We start from the raw sequence: 17162 nt of genomic DNA, 5'->3' as shown, positions 1-17162 counted from the left end.
GGTAGTTTTTACCCTGAGTACTTTTCGAGTTGATAGTTTACTATCTAAGGTTCGTACTTAGGGCATTGCCGTATTTATAGTATTTATTCACAGTAATACTGGAAGGAGAAAAATACATGGCTAGAGATTTTACTTTAGAAAAAACTCGTAATATCGGTATCATGGCTCATATCGACGCTGGTAAAACAACTACGACTGAACGTATTCTTTACTATACTGGCCGTATCCACAAAATTGGTGAAACACACGAAGGTGCTTCACAAATGGACTGGATGGAGCAAGAGCAAGACCGTGGTATCACAATTACATCAGCAGCAACAACTGCACAATGGAACGACCACCGTGTAAACATTATCGACACGCCTGGACACGTAGACTTCACTGTTGAAGTTGAACGTTCATTACGTGTACTTGACGGTGCTGTAACGGTACTTGACGCTCAATCAGGTGTTGAACCTCAAACTGAAACAGTTTGGCGTCAGGCAACAACATACGGTGTACCTCGTATTGTATTTGTTAACAAAATGGATAAATTAGGTGCTAACTTTGATTATTCAGTAAGCACTATTCACGATCGTCTACAAGCTAACGCTCAACCAATCCAATTACCAATTGGAGCGGAAGATGAGTTCGAAGCGATCATCGATCTTGTTGAAATGAAATGTTTCAAATACAACAACGACTTAGGAACTGAGATTGAAGAAATCGAAATTCCTGCAGACCATCAAGATAGAGCTGAAGAAGCACGTGCTAACTTAATTGAAGCAGTTGCTGAAACAAACGATGAATTGATGGAAAAATATCTTGGAGACGAAGAAATCTCTAAAGATGAATTGAAAGCTGCTATCCGTCAAGCAACTACTGATGTAGAATTTTACCCAGTACTTGTTGGTACAGCATTCAAAAACAAAGGTGTTCAATTAATGCTTAACGCTGTAATTGACTACCTTCCATCACCTTTAGACGTTAAACCAATTGTTGGTCACCGTTCTGGAAACCCAGATGAAGAAGTTATTGCAAGACCAGATGACAGTGCAGAATTTGCTGCATTAGCATTCAAGGTTATGACTGACCCTTATGTTGGTAAATTAACTTTCTTCCGTGTTTACTCAGGTACATTAACATCTGGTTCATACGTTAAAAACTCTACTAAAAACAAACGTGAACGTGTCGGTCGTTTATTACAAATGCACGCTAACTCACGTCAAGAGTTAAACACTGTATACTCTGGCGATATCGCTGCTGCGGTAGGTCTTAAAGATACAGGTACTGGTGATACTTTATGTGGTGAGAAAAATGACATTATCTTGGAATCAATGGTATTCCCAGAGCCTGTTATCCACTTATCAGTTGAACCAAAATCTAAAGCTGACCAAGATAAAATGACAACAGCTTTAGTTAAATTGCAAGAAGAAGACCCAACATTCCATGCACATACAGATGAAGAAACTGGACAAGTTATCATCGGTGGTATGGGTGAGCTTCACCTAGACATTTTAGTTGACCGTATGAAAAAAGAATTTAACGTTGAATGTAACGTAGGTGCGCCAATGGTTTCTTACCGTGAAACATTTAAGCAATCTGCACAAGTTCAAGGTAAATTTGCGCGTCAATCAGGTGGTCGTGGACAATATGGTGACGTTCAAATCGAATTCACTCCAAACGAAACTGGTGGCGGATTTGAATTTGAAAATGCTATCGTTGGTGGTGTAGTTCCGCGTGAATACATTCCATCAGTTGAAGCTGGTCTTAAAGACGCAATGGAAAACGGTGTATTAGCTGGTTATCCATTAATTGATGTTAAAGCTAAATTATTTGATGGTTCATACCATGATGTCGATTCATCTGAAATGGCCTTCAAAATTGCTGCATCATTAGCACTTAAAGAAGCTGCTAAAAAATGTGATCCAGTTATCTTAGAACCAATTACAAAAGTTACAATCGAAATGCCTGAAGAATACATGGGTGATATCATGGGTGACGTAACAGCTCGTCGTGGACGTGTCGATGGTATGGAACCTCGTGGTAATGCACAAGTTGTTAACGCTTATGTACCACTTTCAGAAATGTTCGGTTATGCAACTTCATTACGTTCTAACACTCAAGGTCGCGGTACTTACACTATGTACTTTGACCACTACGCAGAAGTTCCTAAATCAATTTCTGATGAAATCATCAAGAAAAACAGTGGTAACAAAGCTGACTAATTAAACTTGTATTGATTGGCTAAAGCCGATAAAATACACTAAGAGTTTATTTTAACTTAGTAATTGTTATAATTGATTTTTTGGTCTAAATGCATTATAAAGGAACTATGTTCCTTTATGTATAATGTAAACCATCTTCTCATGATGGTGAGAAACTGTCATGAGAGATAAATAATTAAATTAATTTTTTAAGAGAATAGGAGAGATTTTATAATGGCTAAAGAAAAATTCGATCGCTCAAAAGAACATGCCAATATTGGTACTATCGGTCACGTTGACCATGGTAAAACAACTTTAACAGCTGCTATCGCAACTGTATTAGCAAAAAATGGTGACACTGTTGCACAATCATACGACATGATTGACAACGCTCCAGAAGAAAAAGAACGTGGTATTACAATCAATACTGCGCACATTGAATATCAAACTAACAAACGTCACTATGCTCACGTTGACTGCCCAGGACACGCTGACTATGTTAAAAACATGATCACTGGTGCTGCTCAAATGGACGGCGGTATCTTAGTAGTATCTGCTGCAGACGGCCCAATGCCACAAACTCGTGAACACATCTTATTATCACGTAACGTTGGTGTTCCAGCATTAGTTGTATTCTTAAACAAAGTTGACATGGTTGACGACGAAGAATTATTAGAATTAGTTGAAATGGAAGTTCGTGACTTATTAAGTGAATACGACTTCCCTGGCGACGACATTCCTGTAATCGCTGGTTCTGCATTAAAAGCGCTTGAAGGCGACGAAGAATATGAACAAAAAATCTTAGACTTAATGCAAGCAGTTGATGACTTCATCCCAACTCCAGAACGTGACTCTGATAAACCATTCATGATGCCAGTTGAGGACGTATTCTCAATCACTGGTCGTGGTACTGTTGCTACAGGCCGTGTTGAACGTGGTCAAATCAAAGTCGGTGAAGAAGTTGAAATCATCGGTATGCAAGAAGAATCAAGCAAAACAACAGTTACTGGTGTAGAAATGTTCCGTAAATTATTAGACTACGCTGAAGCTGGTGACAACATTGGTGCTTTATTACGTGGTGTTGCACGTGAAGACATCCAACGTGGTCAAGTTTTAGCTGCTCCTGGTTCAATTACACCACACACTAAATTCAAAGCAGAAGTTTATGTATTATCAAAAGACGAAGGTGGACGTCATACTCCATTCTTCAGTAACTACCGCCCACAATTCTATTTCCGTACTACTGACGTAACAGGTGTTGTTACTTTACCAGAAGGTACTGAAATGGTTATGCCTGGTGATAACGTTGAAATGGAAGTTGAATTAATTTCACCAATCGCTATCGAAGACGGTACTCGTTTCTCAATTCGTGAAGGTGGCCGTACTGTAGGATCAGGCGTTGTTACTCAAATCGAAAAATAATAAACTGTAGTTTCTAAAACTATGTTTAAAGAGCCTGAGACATATTGTCTTCAGGCTCTATTTTTATATAGGCACTAGATGACCGAATTGAAAACGCGCTTATATCAAGCTGCTTTCAACTCTTTTCGTCCTTGCCGAGGCGGGGCTACAAAGTCTTCTTATAAAAATAATGTTTTGTCCCATCTGTTTTTAATTACATAATCATTAGCTTGTTTCTCATCAAAATAGTTTTCACAATAAAATGGCGCTTTCTATTTTTATTTAATAGAGAGCGCCGTTTTTGCGTTACTGTGAATTATTATTATTTGAATACTTGTTCTAATTCTAAGATTTTAAGGAAGGTACTTACTGCATATTTTAATGATGATTCATCTATATCAAAGTAGGGACTATGATGAGAGGCAGTAATATTTTTTTGTGGATTACCACAACCTGTTAAAAAGAATGCTCCAGGACGTACTTTTAAATAGTGAGAAAAATCTTCACCAATCATCATGAGCTCAGAATCATTAAATCTAAAGTTTAAATCATTAGCAGCCATCTTAATTGTATTATATGATTTAGGATTATTGTGCAACGGTAGATAGCCGCGTACATAATCTAAAGCATATGTGATATCGTTTGCTACAGCTAATCCTGCTAGCAGTTTTTCCATTTTGTCGATAACGTGTTGCTGTACTTCAGTATCAAACGTACGCACAGTTCCTTTACAATATGCTACATCTGGTATGACATTATCTATACTACCGGCTTGAATCATACCGAAACTAACTACAGCTTGTTTTACTGGATCTATCGTACGTGAAACAATTTTTTGTGCGCTTAGAATAAATTCAGCTAATACCACGACAGGATCAATCGTGTCGTGCGGTTTTGCACCGTGACCACCTTGTCCTTGTATTTTTATGCTAAATTCATCTGGTGATGCCATCATAGCACCTTCTCTAGAGTAGATTGTACCTGTTGGATAACCACTCCATAAATGATTACCGTATACGCTATCTACACCTTTAAGACAACCATCATCAATCATCTCTTGGGAGCCTCCAGGCATCATTTCTTCACCATATTGGAAAATGAGTACTACGTTACCGTTTAGATGTTCAAGATTGTCATTTATTATTTCTGCGACTGCTAACAATATAGCCGTGTGTCCATCATGACCACAAGCATGCATCACACCATCGTTTTTTGACTTAAAATCATGTGTAGTAAGTTCTTCAATAGGGAGTGCGTCAAAATCTGCACGCAATGCGATGGTAGGACCGTCGCCAGTGCCGTTAAAAGTCGCTACTACCCCGTTGCGACCAACAGGTTCAGTAATATCACATGACCATTGTTTTAATTGATTTACGATAAAATCATGTGTATGTGTTTCTGCAAAAGATAATTCAGGATACTGGTGTAAATATCTTCGAATTTGAATCATTTTATCTTCTTTTTTATTCGCAAGTTGATACCAATCAAACAACGTAAACCCTTCTTCCTAATGCAATTTATATACATTATAACATGGTATATAGTAGGTGGTACATGTTCATTAATTTACTTTATTACTAACGTGTTAGTGCTTTTATATTAAGTGAAAATAAGGTATTATTGTCATAGTAGATAGATAACTCAAAGGGGGATTTAAAGTGGTACAATCACTGACTGACTTTTTATCTGAAAATATTAACTATTTGAAAGATAATGGACTTTATAATGAAATAGATACAATTGAAGGTGCAAATGGACCTGAAATTAAAATTAACGGCAAAAATTATATCAACTTATCTTCAAATAACTATTTAGGACTAGCAACAGACGAAGATTTAAAAGAAGCAGCTAAAAGTGCAATAGATACACATGGTGTAGGTGCAGGTGCTGTACGTTCAATTAACGGAACATTAGACTTACATGATGAATTAGAAGCAACATTAGCTAAATTTAAAGGCACAGAAGCAGCAATTGCTTATCAATCAGGATTTAATTGTAATATGGCAGCTATTTCTGCTGTAATGAATAAAAATGATGCGATTTTATCAGATGAATTAAACCACGCATCTATTATTGATGGTTGTCGTTTATCACGTGCAAAAATTATTCGTGTCAATCACTCAGATATGGAAGATTTACGTGCGAAAGCTAAAGAAGCTGTAGAATCAGGTCAATATAACAAAGTAATGTATATTACTGACGGTGTATTTAGTATGGATGGAGACGTGGCAAAGTTACCTGAAATTGTTGAAATCGCTGAAGAATTTGGTTTATTAACATACGTAGATGATGCACATGGTTCAGGCGTTATGGGTAACGGTGCAGGCACAGTTAAACATTTTGGTTTACAAGATAAAATTGATTTCCAAATCGGTACATTATCTAAAGCTATTGGTGTTGTAGGTGGCTACGTAGCTGGTACACAATCACTAATTGATTGGTTAAAAGTACAATCAAGACCATTCTTATTCTCGACTTCATTAGCGCCTGGAGACACTAAAGCAATCACTGAAGCTGTAAAAAAATTAATGTCTTCTACAGCATTACATGATAAATTATGGGAAAATGGTAATTATTTAAAAGAAAACTTACAAAAACTTGGTTTTGACATCGGTCAATCAGAATCACCCATTACACCTGTTATTATTGGTGATGAGAAAAAGACACAAGCATTTAGTAACCGTCTAAAAGAAGAAGGCGTATATGTTAAATCAATCGTCTTCCCAACGGTTCCAAGAGGTACTGGTAGAGTTAGAAATATGCCTACTGCTGCACATACAAAAGAAATGTTAGATGATGCAATTGCAGCGTTTGAAAAAGTTGGTAAAGAGTTAGATATAATTTAATTATTAATAGTTAAGATATTATAGTCGAGATATAGGTAACAGTAAGAAACTTAACGTAGGTTTCGAAGTGTTACTTTACATCTCGACTATTTTTATATATTGTGAGGTGCTGAAATGAACTTGATTATAATAAGAGGTAATTCTGGTAGTGGAAAAACAACAATCGCAAAAGCATTGCATAATGAACTTGGAGAAGATGCGTTATTACTGTCACAAGATGTTGTAAGGCGCGAAATGTTACAAGTACATGATCGACCATGAAATTTAGCGATAACACTTATTCAGCAAATTGCATTATATGGTTTGGAACATTGCAAGTATGTCATACTAGAAGGTATATTAAACAAAGATAAATATAATCACATGCTACAATCATTAATTAGTTTGCCTGCAGTAACTGCACATATTTACTATTTTGATTTACCTTTTGAAGAAACTGTACGGCGACATAACACTAAAGCGCATACTGATTTTGGTAAAGAAAAGATGGCCTCTTGGTTTGTTGACCATGATTATTTAGGCAATGCTCAAGAACAAATATTAAATCAATATATGAATAAAGAAGAAATTTTAGCAAAGATAATTGGAGACTTACAGAAAGAGTCTGGGATATAACGTTCTTGCACAAATAAGAAAAGGCAATTGCTATATTATGTCAATAGCAACTGCCTTTTTCATTATTGTTTTGGTTATAGTTAATGCATTGCGCTACTACTTGTTTTATATTAAAAGCCATTCATACAGAGCTAAGTTCTCTTTTAATGACTTTCGAGTAAAACGTATAATGGCCTTATTTTTAAAGTATTGAAAAAAAGCACTTAGATGCATTGAATTAAATCATCATCTAAGTGCTATTTTTCTAGGATAGATGTCCCAGTATCTTTTAAACGGTTTAATGGTTATTATTGCTTTGATTGAGCTCTCGTTCTGCTTTTGTTTGCATAAATGGTATGGCACACCAAAGTATATGCAGTAAAATAGTTAGAATTACCAATACTATTGGAATAAATACTTCTATAATACTAATGTCGACAATAAATGACACGATGATAAATGCAGTTATTGATGGTAATGAACAAATAACTACAAGTGATAATAAAACGAATTGTAATACTTGTGTGGCGAAAGTGTTGAATATATCGAGTATAAGAATACCGATATAAAATAATGTGATTAAGACAAGTAATACTACAATCCAACCTTCAGAAATACCACTCTGCTTTTCAATATATTGTTGATAAGGTGTTAAGGTCGGTAAGATAAATATAATCATCGTTGCTAACCATGCTAATATGCCAAAAAATGTAAAGAGAATTTTAGATAAATTTTTGTTCATCATTATTGCCCCCTAAATTGATGCTTAATAATAGTTATTAAATAAGCTAACAATTGTGTATGACTTTGCGTGAATCGCCACATCTTTATTATTTAATATACCCAAGTGATGAAAATTGTAATCACTTACATTTACTACTGACATAATGGTGATTTATATGCTATATTCAAGCTAATATATACTAAAATAAATGGCGTTTAAGGGGATAATATATGGATAAATTGTCACGGTTGCATTTTATTACACCACGTCTTATCATAAGACCGTTAGCGAAAAATGACTATGAAGTTTGGTTAAAAGGTTTTAAAGGTAGACTGCCATCACAATATAAGTATGATAAAGGACAATTAGATATGTCAGATGCCACTGTTACTTGGTTTCATAATTTGGTAGAACGACAAACGATATCTGCCGAACAAGATGATTTGTATTTTTGGGGCATTTTTGACCGTAATAATAATCACTTAGGTATGCTAGATTTAAAAACGCTGAGTAGAGATAACTTTCAATGGGCTGAAATTGGTTACTTTATGCATAATCAGTATTGGAGAAATGGCTATTGTTATGAAGCTGTAGCAGAATTAGTCTTTCAAGCTTATGAGACGTTGAGATTTCATAGAATCGAAGCACACGTTAACATTGATAATGAACCATCTATAAAATTATTAGAAAAAGTAGGGTTTAAATTTGAATGTTTACGTGAAGGCTTTATTTATGAAGATGGAAAATGGACGGACAACTATGTCTACTATATAAATACACATAATAATGACTTGTACGGGGAGGCGTAATGTAATGACAGAATTTAGAGAATTAACGATGGGCGATGAAGAGTTGTACTGTAACTACATGGAAGAGTGGCTGGATAATGACGAACATATCGTGCCAACAGTTACAAACATTGCTAAATATAATAATTTTGAAGACTTAGTGCATAAATTAGAAGGTAATAAATCACACGATCAAAAAGTGGATAATACTACATTATTTTTAATTGGCGAAGAAATTATTGGCGCTGCCAATATACGACACAATTTAAATGATGCATTGAAAAAACACGGTGGACATATCGGTTATGGCGTGCGTAAAAAATATCGTCAACAAGGTTATGGCACTAAAATTCTTAAAAAGTCATTAGATTACTTATCTAGAATCGGTGTTCAAGAAGCGTTAATTACTTGTGATGATGATAATAAAGCTTCGGCGACTGTAATTTTAAATAATGGTGGCGAAGAAATTGAACCATACCAACATGATGATGGTACAATTACACGCAGATTTATGATAGAAATCGCATAAACTTTATAAATAAGGCTAGCTTAACGTATGTAACCCATACGTTAAGCTTTTTTAATTGAAACATTTTCGGCAAACAATAGTGGCTACAATATGAAAGCGTAACCATAATTAAAAGACTTTGTTTATTTTTTCAAGTATAATAACAGATGGATTAATTATGATATAGAAAGAGGGATTGCATGTCAAAGGTTATTCAAGACATCAACGAGGCGTTTGATGATTTAAAAGATGGGATGACCGTGTTAGCGGGCGGATTTGGACTATGTGGTATACCTGAGTATGCTATTGAAGCTATTCGACATAAAGGAACAAAAGGTTTAACAGTTGTAAGTAATAATTGTGGTGTCGATGATTTTGGTCTTGGTAGATTGTTAGAACATCAACAAATTGATAAAATGATCAGCTCATACGTCGGCGAAAATAAAATTTTTGAGCGCCAACTCATCAATGGAGAACTAGAAGTAGAATTAACACCCCAAGGTACATTGGCTGAAAAATTGCGAGCGGGTGGTGCAGGTATTCCAGCATTTTATACTAAAACTGGCGTAGGCACTCGTATCGCAGAAGGTAAAGAAACGCGCGAGTTTGACGGTGAAAATTATTTAATGGAACGTGCTATTAAAGGTGATTATGGCATTGTTAAAGCGGCAAAGGCGGACACATTTGGAAACTTAGTATTTAATAAAACGGCACGTAACTTTAATCCGTTATGTGCGATGGCTGCTACAACAACTGTTGTTGAAGTCGAAGAAATCGTAGATATTGGGGAAATCGATCCTGATGATGTACACTTATCAGGTGTATATGTCGATTATATTTATGAAGGACAAGATTACGAGAAACGAATTGAAAAAAGAACAGTTAAGGAGGCTAATCATGGATAAAGCGACACAAAGGAAGAAGATTATACAACGTGCAGCACAAGAAATTAAAAGTAATATGGTTATCAATTTAGGTATTGGAATGCCAACTTTAGTAGCTAATGAAATTAATGACCACGTTGAAAATGTTTATTTCCAATCTGAAAATGGGTTGCTAGGGATTGGTCCGTATCCAACTGAAGCGGAAGTAGACCCAGATTTAATCAATGCGGGTAAAGAAACGGTAACTGCTGCTAAAGGCGCTTCTTATTTCGATAATGCTGAATCATTTGCCATGATTAGAGGTGGGCATATTGATTTAGCTATTTTAGGAGGCATGGAAATATCTCAAAAAGGTGATTTAGCTAATTACATGATCCCTGAAAAGTTAGTTAAAGGTATGGGAGGCGCTATGGATTTAGTCGTTGGCGCTCAAAAAGTAGTAGTAATTATGGACCATATGAATAAGCACGGTGAATCAAAGGTTAAGAAAGCGTGTGAGTTACCATTAACAGGAAGTGAAGTCGTGCACACATTGATTACGGATTTAGCTGTATTTCATTTTGATAAAGGTGTTATGAAATTGATCGAACTGCAAGAAGGGACAACGCTTGAAGATGTAGAAAAGTATACCGATGCCGACTTTGAGAACCACTTAGCATAATTGCTCAACAACAGCGCCTTAGTAATTTGATAATTATGTATGATAGCAAGAACGTTATATTGATACATAGGAGGTTTGTTTTATGGTGCGATTTATAAATGAACGGCAGCAAGCTGAATTACTAAACATGGCAGAAGTTGTCGAAGCAGTTGAAGAAGCATTACAAACTTATTCTGAAGGACAAACAGAAAATCCTTTGCGTCATGTTTTGCCGTTCAATGAGGACAATAAGTATTTAGTGATGCCGGCATTATCTGACAAATTAGGTATAGTGGGACTGAAAACAGTAACATTCGCACCTAATAATCCACAACTTGGAAAAAATACTATAGTGGGTTCAGTTATGTTGTCAGATTATAATACAGGCGAGACGTTAGCTGTCTTAGAGGGAGCATATTTGACGAAAATACGTACTGGTGCAATTTCTGGTGTAGCTACAAAATACCTTGCACAACAAAATGCCAAAACACTATGTGTCATTGGCACTGGTAAACAGGCTGAAGGATTAGTCGAAGCGGTCCTTGCAGTGAGAGCAATAACGCATATACAACTTTTTAATCGAACTTACGATAAAGCTGTAACGTTGGCTAACAAGTTGCAAACACAATACGCTATAACTATAAAAGTATGTGAAGATGTTGAAGGTGCGATGCAAAATGCTGATGTCATCGTAACTGCTACAAATGCTACGTCGCCAGTATTTCACAACGCATTAACAGCTGGTGTACATATCAATGCTGTAGGTTCGTTTAAACCAGACATGCAAGAGTTACCGTCTGTTGCCATACAACAAGCAGACAAAGTCGTTGTTGAATCAACTGATACAGCATTAGAAGAAACAGGAGACTTAATTAATCCTATTGAAGAAGGCGTTTTTAAAGCGAACGATCTATATGGAGAATTAGGTAATATCGTAGCAGGTAAACTTGAAGGCAGATTGAATAATGAAGAAATAACTGTTTTTAAATCGGTAGGTCTAGCCATTGTAGATATTGTCGTAGCTAATTATTTCTATCAAAAATTGCTGACATTAAATAATTAATAAAAAAGTGTAATTACGTAGTTTGTACTTCGTAATTACACTTTTTAAGTAGCGTTGTTTATTTAATAGGGTTCATGCCATCTTGCCAATCAGAATAGATTAACTTGCCACCTTGTTGTCTAAATTTTTTGTTACTTGCACCACGTTCAAAGTCAGCAGCTTGTTCAATATTTAATGTTGGATTAACGTTTAATAGTTGTGCATACCATTTAGCCCAAGTTTCTCCGTCTACTGGATTGTCATCTGTAACATTATAGATACCTGGTTCAAATGAGAAAGCTTGTATAGCTGTTTCCACAGCATCATCTATATGAATAAATGATTGAATACCATTAGACATTGATACAGAGCCGTCTATAAATTGGTTATAAATCATACCATCTTTACCAAACCATGTTTGAGGACCATAAAGTAAGCCGTAACGTAAAATAATATGATGTGAAATACGAGCAGTTTCTTGTTCTAAAGCTTCTACACCATCTACAGTTACTTTTCTTTCGCCTGTCGCTTGATAATCAAGTGGCGTTGCTTCAGTTGCTAAACCTTGCCCACCTTCATAAACGAAAGCAATGCTTTGTGATTGAATATGTTGTACGTCGTTATTTAATGCTGCCGATACTATATTTTTTGTGCCTTCTTTTCTAACACGTGTGTTAGCTGACATATCCGCTTGTTTGAGGTCAGTAATTTCATTAATAATAACGTCTGGTTTGTAACTCGTAATTGCAGCTTCAATCGTATCTGCTTTAAATACGTCACCTATAAAACCAGTAACGCCTTGGTCTTCTAATTTAGCTTTGCCTTGTTGTGAACGTGTTAAACCAGCAACCTCGTATCCTTCTTCTAATAACCGTTTTGTTAATTTAGTACCAATAAGACCAGTGGCACCAACTACAAATATTTTTGTCATGTTAAGGACACCTTCCATTTTAAATTTTATAACTAAGTTCCGCATTTAAAATACATTATATGCGTTAGTCTGAAAACAGTTTAGTTAGAAAAATTAACTTAATTTACTATAGTATTATATGATATATAATTATATGATGTATAATATTAAGCGTTATGTTAAAAATAAAAGTCACACATAATTAATAAATGAACAAGGAGTCAAGAATGGAACAACAGTTATATACTATCCCGAAAATAGAATTACATTGTCATTTAGATGGATCAGTAAGTATAGCATTACTTAAGCAACTAGCTCTGGAACAAGGTGTTTCATTAAATGAACAGCATCTTTATGTTGATCAAAATTGTGAAAACTTGGAACAATATTTACGATGTTTTGATGAAATTCAAAAAGTGTTACAAACTGCAGATAGCTTACAACGTTCTGTTGTAGACGTAGCAGCACAAGCAGTTGAAGATAATGTTAAATATATTGAAATTAGATTTGCACCTTTATTTCACATGGAAAAAGGTTTAAGTATCGATGAGACGATTCAAGCAGTTGTTGCAGGCGCTCAACGAGCCATGTCTCAATACGATATTAAAATTAATATTTTAGTATGTGCTATGCGTCAACATAGTAATGCAGTAAACAAAAATTTATTTAACCATGTGCTTCAAAATGATACTGCACATATTGCTGGTATAGATTTTGCGGGTCCGGAGGCAGCTTTTCCACCAGAAAAAATTCAAGAAGCAGCACAATACGGTGTTGCTAAAGGGTTGAATCTAACACTTCATGCGGGCGAATGTGGTTGCATTCATAACGTTGTAGAATCGATTAAACTAGGGGCGAAACGTATAGGTCATGGCGTTGCCATTAATAATGACGCTCAAGTATTAGCAGAAGTAAAAGCACAACAAGTGTTATTAGAAATCTGTCCAAATAGTAATATACAAACACAAGCGATTACAGACGTTGCCGAGTTGAATTTACCGTACTTAGTATCACAAGGTATACCTTTTCTCATAAATACAGATAATAGGACAGTGACGCAAACAACATTGCTGGCAGAGTATGACTTATTACTTAAAGCACATCAACTCACGATGGAAGATATAGCAAGCATTAATAAAAATGCTGTTAAATATACATTTTTATCACCACAAGAACAAGAAGCATTACGACAAAAGATGAAATAATAATAAATACTATAAATAACAAATTATTTTGCTTATAATGAATATAAGTGTAAATTAAGTAGGGCGTAAAACGAGGTGTATATATGGGTGTAATAATTATTATCTTGCAAGTACTGCTTGGGATAATATTTATCATAACGGGGTCAAAAATTGTGTCGGGGGCTATGAATGAAGAGTTTGTGCGCATGGGGTACCCACAAATTTTTAATCAAATTACTGGAGCAATTGAACTATTAGGCGCTTTAAATATGTTGTTTGGCATTTTCAATCCTTATTTAGCTATAGGAGCTAGTGTTTTACTAGGATGTACAATGTTAGCAGGTGCATTATCATTAATATTTTTAGCTAAAGATCCATTAATAAAGGCGTTACCTGCAACGATATTATTATTGCTTAACGTTGTTATATTTTGTTATTACATATAAAAGTTTGAGTCTGGATATAAAGACCCAATATTAAAATAAGAGTTTTAATCCAAAATCGGATTAAAGCTCTTATTTTTTTATCTTATGTTTTTAGCGTGCATGCTTGTCTCTTGCCTGATGTACAGTTCGAAATAGTTTGATATGATTTGGTCCTGTAAGTCTCTCGCACATATGATTTCACTAGGCAGGCGTCAGTACGTTACAAAATCGCTATAAAGTAAATCTTAATATACTTTTGATTTGGAATAGCTGACTGAATTGAAATCACTATTGTAACAAGTTTTTTCATCTTTGGTCATCCTTGGTAGAACGGAGTGACAAAATCTTCTTATATAAATAAAACATTTGTGGTGCTCCCGTTTTTTTCTATTTGTCCAACTTAATATTACTAAAATAAATGAATAATATAATTCAGTAGGAGAGTCATAATTAAGCCACATAACCCTACAATAGATTGGACGACAGTAATGGTTTTAAATGTTTCACCCATTGACATGCCAAAGGACTCTTTCACTAACCAAAATCCTCCGTGATTGACGTAGTTGAAAAATAGTGAACCTGAGCCTATCGCGACTGTTAACAATTCTTTATTAATACTCGGATCTGCTTGTAAAAGTGGATATAATAAATTAGTTGCCCCGACTATACCAACAGTTGCCGAACCTGTAGATATTGATAGTAGGGCAGCGACTAACCAGCCCATAAGTATAGCTGATAATGAAAAATTATCGGCTAAATGTACAATTGCTGTACCTACGCCAGAATCTTCTAATACTTGTCCAAAAGCACCACCTCCAGCAATAATTAACATAATACCTGCAATCGGTTTTAAACTTGCGCCAAGTGAATCTCTTAATTTTTTAGTATCTGAATGACGTAAGTATCCGAGTGTGATTAACGCATATAACACACCTATAAACATCGCTATAATAGGACTACCTAAAAATTCAAAAGTTTTGTATTGTAATGTATGCTCTGCAAAAAATATGCCAGCAATAGCATGAAGTAACATCATTACGACAGGAACTAAGATTGTTGAAAAAGCTAAAAATGATGAGACTGATCGTTCATCGGTTGATTTTTCAGGTGTTGCATATTGCGTTAATAAGTCTTGATTTGGTTTTACAGATAATCTTGGCGTTATAAATTTACCGTATAGTGGGCCAGCAATAATAATTGTTGGTATCGCACAAATCATACCGTAAATCATCGTAATACCGATATTTGCTTTAAATTGATTAATAGAAATTAATGGTCCAGGGTGAGGTGGCACCATACCGTGCATCGTAGCTAATGCAGCAATTACCGGGACTCCTATAGCGACATATGTAGAACCTTTAAAGTTATGCTGATCTTCTAATTTTTTCGCTATCGTAAATATAAGGGGCAGCAGCATTATTAATCCCACTTCAAAGAACATAGGTATACCAATAATGAAAGCAGCTAGAGCCATTAACCATGGTAATTGCTTATATGAAGCATTACTTAAAATGGTGGATGCAATTTTATCACTTGCCCCAGTATCGGATAAAATTTTACCTAACATTGCTCCTAAAGCAATAGTGACGCCTGTCTCACCAAGCGTTGATCCCGCGCCTTTTTCGATAGAATCTACAATTTTACCTATATCCAAACCTGCCGAGAAACCAACAAAGATTGCTGTTAATAACAAAGCAAGTAAAGGGTGAAAACGTAGCTTAGATGTAATCAGTAATATAAGTAATAAAATACTAATAACTGTAATGATAAGTAATCTATAATCTTGTAATACCATAAAATAACTCCCTTAAAAATATATAATAAGTGCATTTTTATAATAAAAAATATTGAATACGAACCTATTATAACTTAATGAAAGGGATTACATAGGAATTTTGTTTTTTATATCAGAATGCGTGGGTCACAAAAATAGCGATTAAACTATGTCAGTTAATAATAGTTTAATCGCTATAAATATATTTATTCATTTAATTGTGGCTCTAAATTATAAACATTGTCTATTGTGCCGTCTGAAATAACTTGATCTAATACTTCGACAACCTTATTTGCAATTTCGACAGTAGGCACACCGATAGCATGTACCGGATAATCTAATTTAGCGATATGTGGAATATTATCATAAGAATAAATTATCGGTTGATTACGTTCCAAATCTATCGCATTTAAGGTGCCAAGTGTAATATCATAACTACCACAAATCACGCCAGGTGCAAGGTCGTGTTGCGCATAAAAATTTTTGACTGCTGATTCTGTTTCTAAAGCTGATAACCCTTGAGAATCAATGATGCGATAATAGATATGATGCTGTTGACAATAATCGACGATTGCATTTTTTTTTGCTACTTGTCTTGAGTCAGTAGTATTAATATCACCTATGTAATCAATTTGTTTGACGCCTTTATCAAGTAAAGACGTTATAGCCATTATCATTGCTTTATAATGGTTAACGTTAATGATAGGGTAGTCGATTTTTCTATCCACACCATATGCTACAACAGGTATGTTTTGATATACGTCAGGTGTCAAATTTGTACTCGGCCCTTCATCGAAAATGATAATACCATCACAGCCAAACTCAAGAAATTTTTTGGAAGCAACATCAATATCATCAATAGACAATATCATGACGTAGCCTAATGCTTTAAGCGCTTCATTAATCTCAGAAACTAAATGAGTCACGGCAACACGATCAACGGACGGCCAAATCAAACCAATAGTATTACTACGTTTAGACACAAGTGCACGCGCAGAGTGGTTAGGTATATAATTCATTTCGGCGGCTTTTTGTTGTATGTATGCTTTCGTATTTGGTTTTACAAGTGGTGAATTTTTTAATGCTTTACTAACTGTTGAATAACTTACACCACAGGCTTTTGCGACATCTTTGAGTGTAACTGCCATAAAAATACTCCTTCAAAGGGATTGATTTAATTTATATTTAATTATACCATATAGGCAAGAAAGAAAATATTTTTTTATCGCAAAATAACAACGTTGTTATTTTGAAAG

General features: G+C 35.1%; 17 protein-coding genes. 12 read left to right on the top strand and 5 right to left on the bottom strand.

Going from position 1 to position 17162, the window contains the following annotated elements:
- Positions 1-116 precede the first annotated feature (116 nt).
- The gene (fusA, locus tag RPL90_RS01865; RefSeq protein WP_313542029.1) at positions 117-2207 is read left to right on the top strand and encodes an elongation factor G; all 2091 of its coding nucleotides are present in this window, start codon (positions 117-119) and stop codon (positions 2205-2207) included.
- 213 nt (positions 2208-2420) lie between these two features.
- A complete protein-coding gene (gene tuf, locus RPL90_RS01860) occupies positions 2421-3608 on the top strand; it encodes an elongation factor Tu (RefSeq protein WP_313542026.1) in 1188 nt (395 codons plus the stop codon).
- A gap of 301 nt (positions 3609-3909) precedes the next feature.
- Here the strand turns inward: tuf and RPL90_RS01855 are convergent, their stop codons facing one another.
- Complete coding sequence (locus RPL90_RS01855) at positions 3910-5079, bottom strand: M20 family metallopeptidase (protein ID WP_313542023.1); 1170 nt, start codon at positions 5077-5079, stop codon at positions 3910-3912.
- A 166-nt stretch (positions 5080-5245) separates the two neighbouring features.
- On the opposite strand from RPL90_RS01855, the gene RPL90_RS01850 reads away from it, so the two are divergent.
- From RPL90_RS01850 to RPL90_RS01840, 3 genes are all read left to right on the top strand, one after another.
- Positions 5246-6433 (top strand): glycine C-acetyltransferase, encoded by a 1188-nt coding sequence (locus tag RPL90_RS01850; RefSeq protein WP_313542020.1) that lies wholly within the window; start codon positions 5246-5248, stop codon positions 6431-6433.
- A gap of 114 nt (positions 6434-6547) precedes the next feature.
- Positions 6548-6694, top strand: coding sequence for an AAA family ATPase (locus RPL90_RS01845; protein WP_313542017.1), 147 nt, complete (start codon positions 6548-6550; stop codon positions 6692-6694).
- A 102-nt stretch (positions 6695-6796) separates the two neighbouring features.
- Positions 6797-7048 (top strand): P-loop NTPase family protein, encoded by a 252-nt coding sequence (locus RPL90_RS01840; RefSeq protein ID WP_313542015.1) that lies wholly within the window; start codon positions 6797-6799, stop codon positions 7046-7048.
- Positions 7049-7325: 277 nt separating this feature from the next.
- Here RPL90_RS01840 and RPL90_RS01835 read toward each other — a convergent pair whose 3' ends face one another.
- A complete protein-coding gene (locus tag RPL90_RS01835; RefSeq protein WP_313542012.1) occupies positions 7326-7772 on the bottom strand; it encodes a hypothetical protein in 447 nt (148 codons plus the stop codon).
- A gap of 209 nt (positions 7773-7981) precedes the next feature.
- On the opposite strand from RPL90_RS01835, the gene RPL90_RS01830 reads away from it, so the two are divergent.
- The 5 genes from RPL90_RS01830 to RPL90_RS01810 all read left to right on the top strand — a co-directional run bounded on the left by RPL90_RS01830 (position 7982) and on the right by RPL90_RS01810 (position 11634).
- A complete protein-coding gene (locus tag RPL90_RS01830; RefSeq protein ID WP_313542009.1) occupies positions 7982-8560 on the top strand; it encodes a GNAT family N-acetyltransferase in 579 nt (192 codons plus the stop codon).
- Positions 8561-8564: 4 nt separating this feature from the next.
- A complete protein-coding gene (locus tag RPL90_RS01825) occupies positions 8565-9068 on the top strand; it encodes a GNAT family N-acetyltransferase (RefSeq protein ID WP_313542006.1) in 504 nt (167 codons plus the stop codon).
- 179 nt (positions 9069-9247) lie between these two features.
- A complete protein-coding gene (locus RPL90_RS01820; RefSeq protein ID WP_313542004.1) occupies positions 9248-9952 on the top strand; it encodes a CoA transferase subunit A in 705 nt (234 codons plus the stop codon).
- Positions 9945-10592 carry a 3-oxoacid CoA-transferase subunit B gene (locus tag RPL90_RS01815; protein WP_313542001.1) on the top strand — a complete coding sequence of 216 codons (648 nt, stop codon included), beginning with the start codon at positions 9945-9947 and terminating at the stop codon, positions 10590-10592. Before RPL90_RS01820 ends, RPL90_RS01815 begins: the two co-directional genes overlap by 8 nt.
- Positions 10593-10677: 85 nt before the next feature.
- Entirely contained in the window at positions 10678-11634 is a 957-nt protein-coding gene (locus RPL90_RS01810; RefSeq protein ID WP_313542099.1) for an ornithine cyclodeaminase family protein, read from the top strand.
- 58 nt (positions 11635-11692) lie between these two features.
- Here RPL90_RS01810 and RPL90_RS01805 read toward each other — a convergent pair whose 3' ends face one another.
- Positions 11693-12544 carry an NAD-dependent epimerase/dehydratase family protein gene (locus tag RPL90_RS01805; protein ID WP_313541998.1) on the bottom strand — a complete coding sequence of 284 codons (852 nt, stop codon included), beginning with the start codon at positions 12542-12544 and terminating at the stop codon, positions 11693-11695.
- Positions 12545-12750: 206 nt separating this feature from the next.
- Between RPL90_RS01805 and add the strand changes: the two genes are divergently transcribed.
- Together add and RPL90_RS01795 are read left to right on the top strand one after the other, a co-directional pair.
- The gene (add, locus tag RPL90_RS01800; protein ID WP_313541995.1) at positions 12751-13728 is read left to right on the top strand and encodes an adenosine deaminase; all 978 of its coding nucleotides are present in this window, start codon (positions 12751-12753) and stop codon (positions 13726-13728) included.
- A gap of 83 nt (positions 13729-13811) precedes the next feature.
- Positions 13812-14153 carry a DoxX family protein gene (locus RPL90_RS01795; RefSeq protein ID WP_313541993.1) on the top strand — a complete coding sequence of 114 codons (342 nt, stop codon included), beginning with the start codon at positions 13812-13814 and terminating at the stop codon, positions 14151-14153.
- Between the two features lie 388 nt (positions 14154-14541).
- Here the strand turns inward: RPL90_RS01795 and RPL90_RS01790 are convergent, their stop codons facing one another.
- Positions 14542-15927, bottom strand: coding sequence for a GntT/GntP/DsdX family permease (locus tag RPL90_RS01790; protein ID WP_313541991.1), 1386 nt, complete (start codon positions 15925-15927; stop codon positions 14542-14544).
- A gap of 185 nt (positions 15928-16112) precedes the next feature.
- The gene (locus RPL90_RS01785) at positions 16113-17054 is read right to left on the bottom strand and encodes a LacI family DNA-binding transcriptional regulator (RefSeq protein WP_313541989.1); all 942 of its coding nucleotides are present in this window, start codon (positions 17052-17054) and stop codon (positions 16113-16115) included.
- Positions 17055-17162: the final 108 nt, after the last annotated feature.

Source organism: Staphylococcus kloosii, assembly GCF_032139365.1.
GTDB classification, from domain to species: Bacteria; Bacillota; Bacilli; order Staphylococcales; family Staphylococcaceae; genus Staphylococcus; species Staphylococcus kloosii_A.
Note: the sequence above shows the minus strand (reverse complement) of the source record. Positions and strands in the feature narration are given on the sequence as shown.